This is a genomic window from Oceaniferula flava (assembly GCF_016811075.1).
GTDB classification, from domain to species: domain Bacteria; phylum Verrucomicrobiota; class Verrucomicrobiia; order Verrucomicrobiales; family Akkermansiaceae; genus Oceaniferula; species Oceaniferula flava.
Genome location: NZ_JAFBGL010000001.1, coordinates 152,626 through 165,382, shown reverse-complemented (window position 1 = coordinate 165,382; position 12,757 = coordinate 152,626). Strand labels below are relative to the sequence as shown.

Genomic DNA, 12,757 nt, shown 5'->3' with positions numbered 1-12,757 from the left:
TGGTGTGGGTTGATTAGTGAAGGAGAGCGTAGGCGAGAATGTTTGCGTTGACTCGAACCGAGCCAATAATTTCGTTCCCTCCTCAACAGCAGCACCCTTCGGTATTGGACGTGTCGTTCAGACCATCGGAGGCAAAGGCGACCACCAATTTCCCATTGTGGGTGATCCCCTGCAATTTCCCTACCCCACCATGGCTGAGCTTCAAAGTTTTCACCGTGTAGATGGTTTTGAAAATGCCATGGTCCATGGGGATATCCTTGAGGCCGTCTTTGCCGAAGATGCGTTTGATTTCACGGCGAAAGGCAGTGGCCCAAGCCTTGTTCGAGCAACCGGGAGACGCCAGCATGAAACCGCCATTTTCCAGATACTTTTTCAGATTCTTACGTTCCTTGTTTGTGAGATTAAAATCGTCCTCACCGGTCATGATGACAAAGGGAAACTTAAATAGCTCCTCGGAGCTGAGCTTCACCGGCTTGAATCGGCGCTCGGTGGTGATACTGGTTTTTTGCTGCACCGTGCTGAGGAATTCATCACTGAAGCATTCCGAGGTCTTGGTGCCTGCGTAGATCAAGTTGCCGCACTGGACGGCACCTTCCTTGGCCATGGCTACGGGGCTGGCCATCGCCAATCCGAGCGCGATAAGTGGTAGTAGTTTCTTCATGGGTTCTTGTTGGTTTGAGTTATGATTGGGGGGTGGAGGCTTCGTCCTCCTGTGAGAAGTATCGTTTCACCGCATTGCGGTATTTGGCAGGAATATTCTCAGGCAGAAGCTTGGCATTTTCTGATTTGCGATGTTGATCAGGCGCGATCTGATCGGCCGGTTTCTGGCTGGAACGCTGCACACCGACACCACGCTTGGAGCTGCTAGCAGTGCTTTTGCCCGAGGAAGTTTCTGAAAAGGCCAGTCGGTCTGGTCCATAGACCGGGATATTAACATCGTTCCCGGCGACCGAAAAGCCGTCTTGGCCACTGCCGCCCACACCGCCGCCTGCGCCACCGGTCTTGCCTTTGCCTTGCCCCTGAGCCCGTTTCATCAAGGAATCTAACATCTGCTGCATAGTGCCTGCCACATCGGGCTTAACACCAAACTTAGGGGGGCCATCACCGCGACACATGCTGCTAAATCCATTGTCCGGTTGGTTCATCATCCGCTCGAGCAGCGACAAGGCTAAGAGTGCATTGGTAGCCGCGTCGAGGGACTTCCCTTTCCTCGCCATCTCCGAGGAGGTGTGCATGGGGTCCGGAATATCGAGTTCCTCCAATTTCTGTAAAAATTCATGCACATCCAACTTCATCTGGCCGAAATCATCGGGCAATGCCTCGGCACGTTTCTTGAGGTCGAGAGCAAATTGTTCGAGCGCGTCGCGATTGCGATCTTGCACCCGGGCCAGACCGTCCAGCTGCCCACTGTTGCGGGTATTTCCTCCAGCCACCTCCTTGGCAATGGTGCCCATACGCTCGACGATCGATTGCTGTGTGTTGTAGATTTTTTTGAAGCGCGACGCCATCTCCATCACATCGCCAACCTTCCTTACCAGTTCGGCATCCAGCTCTGCCTGCTCCGCCTTTTTCTGCGCTCCTCCGAGTCGTTGCTGCATCTGTTCGATCTGCTTGCGAGCTGCCGCGCCACCGTCATCCAACTTCAACTGACCGAGGGTCTCCTTGTTAGTGCCCAGTTTCCGAGCTGCTTCCTTGGCTATATCTGACAGGCGTTTCTCCATCTCGAAGGCGTTAAAATCCTTACCAATCTTATCGGCCAGCGCCTCCGCCTTGGCGTGAGCGGCTTCGGCTTTCTTACGCGCTTCTTCGAAGGCTTGTTGATCGCCGGCACGAGCGGCCTCATCGAGTTCCTTGAGTGCTTGTTGACTTTCACGGATCGCCTCGGCCAAGGCACGATAGCGGGCCGTGAAGTTCTTCAGCTGCACAGCCGACCGTAAGCGCTCGGCATACTCGTCCTCGCTGATAATTTTCACACGAACGACATCGGAAACGCCCATGCCGAGCAAGGAGGGGTTGCGGTCCATGGCTTCGAGATAAAATTCCAGTATCTGCCCAACTTCGACTCCCAGCTCCGCGAGCTTCAATGGCTCTTCAAAGTTGTATTCTCTTTTCACCAAAGAATCAGCCAGCACCCGGCTGCGATCGCGATAACCTAACAAAGCTCGAACCAGTGACACCTTGGCCAGACCAAAATCGTCCTCTACCTCGCCGAGGAATGGAAGCTCGGTATTGGGGGTGGCGAGCACCATTTGTTCGGGCGACGCCAACTCCACCGAAGGAACTTGATCTGGCTCAGTGGTGATTGTGAGTTCCAGAGGTTTGGCAGATGGTGTGGCACGCACATCGTGAATCACGGCAGCCACTTTCGACGAGCGGTGAGCTACCCAGCTAAAACGCACACCGTGTTCTCCCGTGAGATTACCGTCGACTTTCTCCACGCGAGCATCTTTCCCTTTGTCCAGTGCTTTGAGTTCAAGCTTTCCGCTGGAGAGTGGTCGGTTGCTTTCCAGCGCGAGGGTAATGGTCGACCCCTCAAGCGCTTTGATTTCGCCTCCCTCGAGAGGATATGTCAGCTCGGCCCGACCTGTGTAGGCCGGTGGCGTCACGGTGATCATGGCGGAGGAAACTTTCGGTTCGAGGAGCACATCGAGTCGGTGCCAATCGCTGCGGGCACGACCTGTAGCAAAGGCAAACTCGACCGGAGCCAGGGCGTTCTCGAATTTCCTCGCGTAGCCGGTTTTTCCCTCGCGGTAGGCCGTGGCTTGTTCGATGTTTCCAGTCAGCGGATCACGGATCAGGCAGACCACATCGTGCTCGATCTCGCCTCCAGTGATTTTCACCTGCACCACAGCCTCACCACCATAGACAGCACGTGGGGCGTCTGGGGTGATTTCGAATCTGAGCGGGCTGTAGGGTGGGAGATCTGAAGAGGGATCTAACACTCTCGTCGACACCACACGAAACGGCTCAGGTGCCCAGTGACTGATTCCCCAGATGACAGCGCCGATGGCGAAAACGGCCAAGGCTGAGAGCCCCATGGCGCGGAATGGCATGCGGCTGCTGGCTGGAAGTTTATCGAGCTCAGTGGACGCGTCTAGCAGTGCTCGGTCGAGGTGGAATTTCTGCATCTCGGTGGCATCCGGCTGCGACTCTAACTTTTCCAAACTCGCAGCCGCTAGAATCCGCTTACGGGGATCAGACAATTTCTCATCGGCAAGGGCGGCGATTTTTTCTCTGGGAATGCGCAGCGTCTGCACCAGTGCGGTCAGCCCGACCACTCCGAGAATGACAAACAAGATGAGATTGTATTTCTCCCTAGCCTCCTGAGAGAAGGCAAATTTGTAGTCCAGCCAGCCGTGCAACAGCATGGCGACGGCATACGCGGCTACGAGCAGCAGCAGGATCAGCAACACCCGCCCGAAGCACCATCTGCGATGGAACTTTCCGAGTGTATTGTGAAATGAGGACATGAAATTTGTTAGGCGTTAAAAGATTCTATACCAGACCATTGCGTCGGCGCAACCACCATTCCAGTGCGAGGCAGACGATCACCAGAATGGGCATAAACCAGCGCATCCACGAGGATTTCCACTCGACACCTTGATCGCGGCTCTCTGGGGCTTCTGGCAGGAGGGCGGTGCTGAGAAAGTCGGGAAGATCGGCACTGGCCAAGAGCTGACCGCCGGTGGACTCGCTGAATTCCTTCAAAAATCCGGCATCTGCGCTGAGTTCATCCATTTCCGAAGGTGGAGGCAGCACGGTGACACTGGCTTCCGGCAGCGATGCCCCTTTTTCCGGTCGATTGGCAGGGATGAGCTTGAGCTGATAGTTCCCCGGCTTTTCAGGAGTGAAACTGGTGGCCCATTTCAATCGACCATCGGCAGAAGGAACGGCAGCGGGGGCTAAAATGAATGGCGCGTCCAAGACTGGTGAGCTCACTTCGAGCTTGGGGGCTGAGGGTTTTCCGACTCCACGATAGGCCATGCGCACGGCAACCGGCGTGGCGGGATCGACCGTTCCAGCGGAGACGTTCAGTGAGTAATCGTGACCGGGGAGGAACTCGGAGTAGGACAGCATCCAGTGGATCATCTGAATCCAAAACTCCTGATACATATTCCCCAGCTCACGCGCGTCCGGGTAGAAATCCCACTTCCAGAGGCCATCGGCATTGACCAAGCCACTGACACCCTGACCGTAGCGGCGGATCATGAGCAGAGGAAAGCGGCCCTGGGTGCTGCCGCCACCGATTTCGCCGTGTGCCAAGACCCGGGTAAACGGCTTCACCACATCGATGCGATGCGCGTCCTTCAACTCGGGGAGCGACGACCAAACGCTCGACTCCGGCGCCGGCAGTGCCTGCCCAAACAGCCCCGCGGTCTGGCCATCCGCCGATGGCCGCAGGCGGAAATCTCCACTCAGCCCGGTGGTCCAGGTGACTGGTTCCAGGGGTTCGAGATCTGGCAGTTTTCCGGTGTAGGGTTTTGAGCGTGAAAACAGCACTGCGCCGCCCTGATCTTTCACAAAGGCGCGGAGGTTGGCGATGCGTGAGGGTGTTAGGAAATGCTCGGAGTTCTTGCCGAAGATGATCAGATCATAGGACATCAGCTCCTCGGCGGTGTCTGGGAAGACATCGTTGGCCGACTCGTGAGGTTTCGACTCGCCGGAGTCGATGCGGAACCATCTGTTCGCACTGAGGCGATGCACGGAGTTCACCTCCATGTGTTTTTGCTGACGGAGCAGCTGGGCGAGGAACTTGCTGTCCCAGTAGGGTGCGCCCTCGGCGATGAAGACCTTGGCTTTGTCATCGAGAATGCGGAGGCGGACATCGACGACGTTGTTAGAGTCCCGGCTTTCGTCTTCGTCGAGCGGCACTCTCATTCTAACGATGGCGGATTTCTCCGGGGCTTTGATGGAAAAGGTATGCAATGCGCGGTCGTCCGCCTTCACCCTGACCTTCACCTGCTGAAGTTCCTCGCCGGTTTCTGTTTCCAAGATCAGCGGAGTTTCAAGATCGTCCAGCCCCTGTGATTCAATCACCGCCGTGATCTGCACATTTTGACCGGGGAATGCAGTGATGAGTTTGCGCGGTGCGCTGAGCGCCAAATCGCTCATCACCACGTCGCCACCTACTTGCACGGTATGGAATGGAACTTGTAGGGCTTGGGCACGTAGGGCGAAGCTGGAATGGCGCGGTTGCCGGGTCTGCCGACCGTCGCTCAGCACCAGCACGCCGGCCAGCGGTTCACCCTGCGCACTCAGCTGGGTGAGCATGGAATCGGCGGAGGTTGTTAGATCGCTGTGAGTGCCGGTGGCAGTCACTGGGGATTCTGCCTCCACCGCGGTCATGGCATCGTCGAAGGTAAAGTAGCGCAGCTCCACTCCGGCGTCCTCGGCGCTTTGGGCGATTTGCTTTTGCAGCGTGAGTGCCTGCTCGATGCGGGTGCTCTCACCTTCCTTCACCCCCATGGATTTTGAGCTATCTAACATCACTGCCCAAACGCGGGTGACTTGATCGCTAATCGACTGCCACTTGCCTGGGTTCAGCAGAAAAACGGCCATCGCCAGCAGGGCTAACAATCGGAGACCGGTGAGTATTTTACGAAGTTTCCCCGGCGCGGTCTGTGAGGATTTCCACGACAACCAAACACCCAGAGCCACCACCACAAGGAGGATGGGGATCAGGAGAGTGAGTGGTAAAACGGGGTTCATGGATTTAGTTCGCAGGTTTTGGTTTCCACATGCTGACTAGGGATTCCAGGATAAGGAAAAGAAATGCGGCGCAGAGAAACCAGGGCCAGAGAGGGATGCCATCGCCCAGGGCGGCGCGGCGCAGGAGCTGTTGGGAATCGACCACTTCACCGCCCTGCACCTCCGCGGGGTCCATCAAGCGAAGATCTGATTCGGTCGCCGGGAAATTGGAAACCTGCACGTGCGCGAGACCGTCGCCAATTTTCCACTGATACACACCCGGCGCGGCAGTCCCCGTGCTGGTTAGTTGCGCGCCGGTAGCGGTCATCCGCGTTTCCGTAGGCTGCGCAGTATTGGCGTCATCAAACAAAGTCACCGAGTCAGGAGTCACCCCTTCACCGGGTGCCCACGACAAGGGCGTGCCTGGCAGGACCTCGGCCGACACGCCTTTCTGGCTGGCACGTGAGTTCAGCAGCAACTCGCCCATGAATGGCACAAAAGAAGATTGGCCCGACCACGAGCTCAGACTGTTCGACAAGGGCAGATTCCAGATGATGACATTCGCGGCCGGTGCGGCGAGCAGGCCGGGCACGTCATCGTTGTAATCGATCAAATGGGTCACCGTTTCCGGCCATGCGGATGGTAAACGAAGTCGCTCCTTGAAGCTGCCTGCTGCCGGATTGCCAAACTCACCGGTCTTGAAGAGCTCGAAGACCTTGGCGTTGGCATCGGATTTTCTGGAAATACCAGCCTTCCAAGAACCTTTGGTGTCCATGGCGAGTGGCTGGCTTCCTGAACTAACAGGAACATCTAACAAGCTCTGGCAATCGGTTAAAGTCACGCCCGCGGCAGGGTGAACAAAGACACTCGTGCCGGCAGCCGCAAGTGCTTTCAGAGCTTCGGTGTTTTCCCCATCCCAAGCGTGGACGAAGACAAAGTCCGCGCTGTCAGAACTTGGCAAAGCTCCCGACTCGACCACCGAGTGATCCAGCCATTCCAGCGAAGCTGCCAGACGATCCAGCACCTCAACCGCCTGCTCCCGCGCACTGCCTTTCGCGGCAGGCAGAGAAACCATTTTCAAGGTATCCCTGACCTGCACCAGAGCGTGACGAGTATTATCGCCAGTGAATGCATCCTCACCAATGGATGCACTGAGCTGCACCTGACCGGGGCTGGCGAAGTGGCTTGAAAAATTCGCCTCCGCCTCCCCCCAGGCTGGCACCTCGACATCACGCGATTGCCGCCCGCCGCCCGACTCCAGGTAAAGCGTCGTTCTGCGTGGAGTATCTGAAAAATTACGCAAGCGGCAGACCATCACCACATCCTGCCCCACCACCGGGTTTGATGGAGTGGCAAAGAGCTCGCTCACGGCCAGGTTTCCAGTGTCCTCATCCCCCACTCTCACTTTCACCACTTTGATATCCTTCGGCACTTGAAGCTGAAATTCTTTCCATGCAGAAGCTTGGAAATCCGAAATGATCACCAGCTCTCTGGCACCCTCAACGAGGTTCAGCTGGCCGAGTGCCAGACTCAATGCTGCGGCGATCGCTCCCTGCTCTGCGCGGCCACTGCCACGTTTCAGCGCATCTTGTAAATAGGCGATGTTCTGCCCGGGCTGAGGGAAAACCGCTTCCGGTTGAGCATCGATCCAGACGACGTTGGCATCGTCTCCTCCGGCCGAATCCATCAGCTCCACCGCCTTGGCGCAGGCACCATCGAATCGGCTCGATGCGCCCTCCTTACACGCCATCGACGCCGAGCGATCGATCAGATACACGGTGGTCTTTTTCCCCGGCAAAGCCTCACCGCCACCGGTCAGAAGAGGTTGCAGGAATACAAACAAAAGCGCCAACACCGCGAGGGTGCGGAGAAGTAGCAGCAACCAGTCCTGCGGCTTTCTCATGCGGGCGGTTTTTTTCAATATCCGACGTAAGAACTCGGTGCTGGAAAAGGCATACTTCGGCGGATTACTACGCGCAAAAAGATGCACCAGCACCGGCACCAGTCCCAGAGAGAGCAGCCAGAGCCAGGCAGGGTTTGCGAGTAAGAATTGCATATCAGTTAGGCGAAGTGTTAGGCGAGCCGATCGAAGAGTTTAAACCAGCTCTCAGTGGTGGTGGTGAGGGCATAATCCACCTGCCGACCTGCCGCGAGCTTACGCAGAAGCTGAGTATGATCGCGCATTTCCTTCTTCCACGCATCACGCAGCGTCTGGGTGTGGACCACTACTTTGTCGTCCGTTTCCAAATCCATGAAGCGCGACAACCCACGGTCCGGCAGATTCAACTCCGCCGGATCTAACACATGGAAAAGGTGCACCCTAAAGCCTCGGTGCAAATACGGGTTCAGAGCCTTGAAAATCTCCTCCGGCTCATCAAAGAAATCGGACAGCACCACCAGCGTGCCCTTACGCTTGATGAGCGGCGCGGCACGCTTCAGAGCCTCTGCCAGCGAAGTTTTATTCCCCGGCTGATTGTTCTCCATGGCGGTGAGGATATTGTGTAGCTGTCGGCGGGTGGACCCCGGCTCAAAAAACTGCCGGATCTGTTCATCGAAAATCTGCATCGAGACGCGGTCGTTTTTCGAGATCACCAACCAGGTGAGGCAGGCGGCGAAAAAGGACGCGTATTCCAACTTAGTAATCGGTCCATCCTCCTGAAAGCCCATCGACGCCGAGCTATCGAGGAAGATATGGCACTCCATATTCGTCTCCTGCTCGAAAGTCTTGAGGTAATGCCGATCGGTGCGGGCGAAGACTCGCCAATCGATCAACGACAAATCATCGCCTGGAGTGTATTGGCGGTATTCGTGGAACTCGATGGACGCACCACGATCCTTCGACCGGTGGCGACCGGACAAATACCCTTCCACCAGCGCCTTGACCCCGAACTCGTAGTGGCTCAGGCGGCGGATGTCCTCCGGGCGGATGTATTTGTAGTGCGTATCAGCCATGCAGACTAGTCCTTCAGAAGCTCACTGATGACGTTTTCCACGCTGACACCTTCACCGGTGGCATTGTAGTTAGGGATCACGCGGTGGCGAAGAATCGGCAGCGCGACATCGCGCACCTCCTCCACCGAGGCGGTGCTACGACCTCGCAGCAGCGCCAGTGCACGGGCGGCGCGAGCCAAACATTGCGAAGCACGCGGGCCGGCACCGTAGTCGACGTAGTTGTTCACGAAGTCGCTGGCGGCGGCAGTGTTAGGGCGTGATTTGTGCACCGTCTGAAGGATGTATTTCACCACATTATCCGGCAGAGGCACATCGAGTGTGGCGTCCTGCAGCGCGATCACTCCGGCGGCATCCAGAATAGGATCGGCAGAGTCGGTGCTGCGGCCAGTGGTCCGGCGGATGACTTCTTCCTCCTCCTCGATGGTCGGATAATCGATCATGACGTTGAAAAAGAATCGGTCTAACTGCGCCTCGGGCAGAGGATAGGTGCCTTCGTGTTCGATGGGGTTCTGGGTGGCAAAAACGATGAAGGGCTCGTCCAGGTTTCGAGTCTGACCTGCGACGGTGACCTGCTTTTCCTGCATCGCCTCTAACAAAGCAGCCTGAGTTTTGGGAGGTGTCCGGTTAACCTCATCGGCGAGGATCAAGTTGGCAAAAATAGGGCCCGGCACGAACTCAAACCCACGCCCTGCACCGTCGCCGGTCTGGAGGATTTCAGAGCCGACGATATCGGTGGGCATCAGGTCAGGTGTGAACTGAATCCGCTGGAACTTGAGACCAAGAATCGTGCCCAGCGTCGACACTAACAACGTCTTAGCCAGCCCCGGCACCCCGGTGAGCAGACAGTGGCCTTTACAGAGAAGGGAGACGAGCATCTCCTCGACGACTTTTTCCTGACCCACGATGACCTTCGCCGTCTGCGTGCGGATCTCGGCCACGGAGTTCTGGATGCTTTCCCATTGTTCGGAGGGAGGTTTGGATTCACTCATAATAAAACTGTGTTGGAAGGGGGATAGATTGTTAAGTATGTAATTTAAGGTGCAGGAAGAAGTCGCTTCTGAGAACTCTCCTCGGAAACTTTTTTCAAATGACTGGCAGTCTCGGTGAAGAACATGATATTGGCCCTGCTTCCATTTTTGACGTTCTCGACAATGGCTTTGATCACCTTATTGACCTGCTCTGCCTCCTCTTGATCATTTTGCGCCGGCATAAACTTGATGCCTGTTAGCCAATCACGATTTTCATAAATCGAGACACCTGCGAGAGATGTTGCCTGATCTTCTTTCAGCTTGCTGGTGGCCTCTGCCATGATGCGTGTTTTCCATGAGTGCGACTGCAAACCGCTCCAAGCATGCAAGGTGATACCGGTGCCCGTGCCAGCGCCCATCTGCAGCATGAAGACATAGGGCGCATTTTGCTCAGCATTCTTGGAGAGCGTATTCAATAACTGCTCGATCAGCTTCTGATTAAGTTCTTGGTTGAGCAAAAGATCGCCCAACTTTTTCTGGTGAGCGGCATCCGTATCAGGGGCCCTGGCCCAGCTTATCTCGACAATCATCTTACTCAGTCCGCTAACGCCAGCGGGTATGTCATCGCCGTAAGCAGCCAAGATTTCTTGCCAGGCAAGTTTTTCAGACAACGTAAGTTTCTGATGATAGTTCGCCACCTCAAGCGGCGTGAAAGCAGTGAGGTCCTCGCGGATGGATTTCCTACGGGCCTCGGTCACCTGATCGGGGCTAGGAAAATCGGCCGTTTTTGGATCGTCGAGTAGCTGCTTGGCGCGTGTGAGAATGAACTCCGCCATTTTCTGAGGGCCGAGCAATTGGTGAAGCGCCTGCAGTGACTCCGCATGCTGAGGGTAGTAAATCGCCTCCATCGACCAAGCGGCATAGACGGCGAGCGATGGCAGGCTGCGCAAGGCTTGTTGATCGTTGCTGTCGCTAGGTTGTTCCGTCTTCGTCAGCAACTTTCCCCAAGCCTCCTTGGAAGCAGGAAGTTGTTCCAAAAGCTCCTGCTGAAGTGCCGCCTGCGTCGATTCCTCCATTTCGTAATACGCGGTGTAAACCTGCTCGGTCAATGCACTGAGGACCACGGTTTGCGCAGCGAGGTTCTTTTGTGCGGCGACGATCTCGATGAGCGCTGGGTATTGCTTGAAAATACCCTCGGGGCCCACTGCCGCGCTAAGCATCTCCATACCATTTTGTAGGCTGGTTTTTCCAGACCGCATATCGGCCAAAATCTTATCCGGGCTGACTTCCTCGACGTAGACGGAGAGTCGCTTTAGAAACTTTTCAAGGCCACCGGCTTCGCGAATGCTCCATGGAAGAGAACTCTCATCCTGACCGGACGCCTGATCGAGCAAGGAGGAGGAATACTTCTTATAAAAATCCTTGGCCTTGCCGCGCCGCGCTTTCAAATAAGGCTCTAACATGGTGAGCGACATCGATAACGATTCAGCCGACATGATAAACTCCTCAACCAACTTCGAATCCGCATCATTGCCACTGGATATCAGCACTTGCACAGCGATGCTCTGCTGCTCGTCGTCACCAGTTTCCATGAAATGCCGCGCCAGTGTCGAGCGGGAATCGGCAAGGTGCTCAAGCCACCACTGATAGGCAAAATCGCGCAACCCTTCGGCCGATTTTTGCTCCAAATCATTATCTGGGTTAGGAAGCGTGCTGATCAAAATGCGCCGAGCTATCTCTCCGCGGGTACAGGGTCGCCGCATCGCGTTGTAGGCGGTCAGAGCCTGGACATCGATCGAATTTGAAGACGACCCCATCATCGCTCGCATCATCTGCATCTGCGAATAGGCACTAGAGGAACTCTCGCCAATGTGTGTCGCGATCAATGTTTCGTCGGCGGCCACTGCAGCCAGAGCAATGAAACCATCCATTCCTATGGCGCAAAGTTTTTGCAGCCATTCCTCAGCTACCTCCTCTCCGCCGTAGTTTCTCTCAGCCTGCATGTTTCCTTTGGCGACTAGCCATAGGGGCCGAGGATTGACGCGGATAGGATCGGTGCGCGCAAGAAGTGCATCGAGGATCTTAACGGCTTCCGGTTTCAGCCGCACTCCTTTGAACTGCGCCATGCTTGCCTGTTCTCCATTGATTTTAGCCTCCACTTTGGGCAACAGAATCTTCACCCCTAATCGACCCCTCCAGCCTCTGGGGAACCGCTTCTCCAAGGCCACCAAGCCGTCATGGTAGGCTTGCCAATCTTTGTTGGAAAAAAAAGCTTCAGCGAGAGCGGCATATTGTTGCTCGGCAAGGTCCCCCACCACGTTATCGATCACCATCGTTGGCGAGGGCGAAAGCGTAAGAACCTTCTGAGCCATCCGGTTTCCCTCAGCGGTGAATCCTGCACGATACATGTGGCAGGCTATGACTAACACGTTTGAAGCCAGCTTGGAGGCGCTGTGGTCATAGCCCCAACGGTCGGCATCGAAGGTCCGGCCATCCAACGCTAGCACGTCGAGGTGCCCAATTATTTTTTCGGCATCCTTGGCGGCATCCACCGGCGACCAATCACCAACGACTCCACCTTTCTTACTCGGCTTCGCTTTACCGATCAAAGCACGCATTAAACCATTGCGCTTCGCTTTCTGAGAGACTTGAATTGACTCGCTGTAATTATGGATGACGGTAAATACCCCTTGTTCCTTTTGTTCCCTCTCTGGCAGCACCCAGGCATTGCCCTCACGGGGAACCGTCGCCTGCCGACTGTAGTAAGTTTGTGCGGAATGTTGATTCTGAGCCTGCAAGGTCAACTTCACGTAGCTCGCCCCTTCGGAATCCGGAAGGCCCAGCGCCACCAGGCGTTGAAAAGCGGGACCATAATCCGCTTTCTCAGCGAGATTCGAGTCAGGAGCAGCTTCGCCACGAGCCGACACAACGCCGCACCCCAGCAGAGCGAGAGTTGGAAGTAGAACCCGGGTAACAAACATCGCCCATTTTCTAACGACATCCTCGCAGTCCCACAAGGATTATTTCTTACACCTGTTTGACCGTGCCTTGGCCGAACTACCACCAAGCATTGGAGCAACGTTGCATAGCTGATCCTTACGCGAGCCATCGCTCTTAACCAAGCAAGCAACAGCTCAGATCTTTCATCT

At 55.9% G+C, this 12,757-nt stretch carries 7 protein-coding genes; all 7 read right to left on the bottom strand.

Going from position 1 to position 12,757, the window contains the following annotated elements:
* Positions 1-82: 82 nt before the first annotated feature.
* Genes JO972_RS00725 through JO972_RS00695 form a run of 7 tightly spaced genes read right to left on the bottom strand, consistent with a single transcriptional unit; the run spans position 83 to position 12,535 of the window.
* Positions 83-661: a DUF4159 domain-containing protein gene (locus JO972_RS00725; RefSeq protein WP_309488070.1), complete on the bottom strand. Its 579-nt coding sequence runs from the start codon at positions 659-661 to the stop codon at positions 83-85.
* Positions 662-680: 19 nt separating this feature from the next.
* Entirely contained in the window at positions 681-3,470 is a 2,790-nt protein-coding gene (locus JO972_RS00720) for a hypothetical protein (RefSeq protein WP_309488069.1), read from the bottom strand.
* A gap of 25 nt (positions 3,471-3,495) precedes the next feature.
* Positions 3,496-5,709 (bottom strand): hypothetical protein, encoded by a 2,214-nt coding sequence (locus JO972_RS00715; RefSeq protein WP_309488068.1) that lies wholly within the window; start codon positions 5,707-5,709, stop codon positions 3,496-3,498.
* 4 nt (positions 5,710-5,713) lie between these two features.
* Entirely contained in the window at positions 5,714-7,744 is a 2,031-nt protein-coding gene (locus JO972_RS00710) for a BatA domain-containing protein (RefSeq protein WP_309488067.1), read from the bottom strand.
* A gap of 17 nt (positions 7,745-7,761) precedes the next feature.
* Complete coding sequence (locus JO972_RS00705; RefSeq protein ID WP_309488066.1) at positions 7,762-8,640, bottom strand: DUF58 domain-containing protein; 879 nt, start codon at positions 8,638-8,640, stop codon at positions 7,762-7,764.
* A 5-nt stretch (positions 8,641-8,645) separates the two neighbouring features.
* On the bottom strand, positions 8,646-9,629 hold the full coding sequence (locus tag JO972_RS00700) for an AAA family ATPase (RefSeq protein WP_309488065.1): 984 nt from the start codon (positions 9,627-9,629) through the stop codon (positions 8,646-8,648).
* Between the two features lie 44 nt (positions 9,630-9,673).
* A complete protein-coding gene (locus JO972_RS00695) occupies positions 9,674-12,535 on the bottom strand; it encodes a hypothetical protein (RefSeq protein ID WP_309488064.1) in 2,862 nt (953 codons plus the stop codon).
* Positions 12,536-12,757 lie beyond the last annotated feature (222 nt).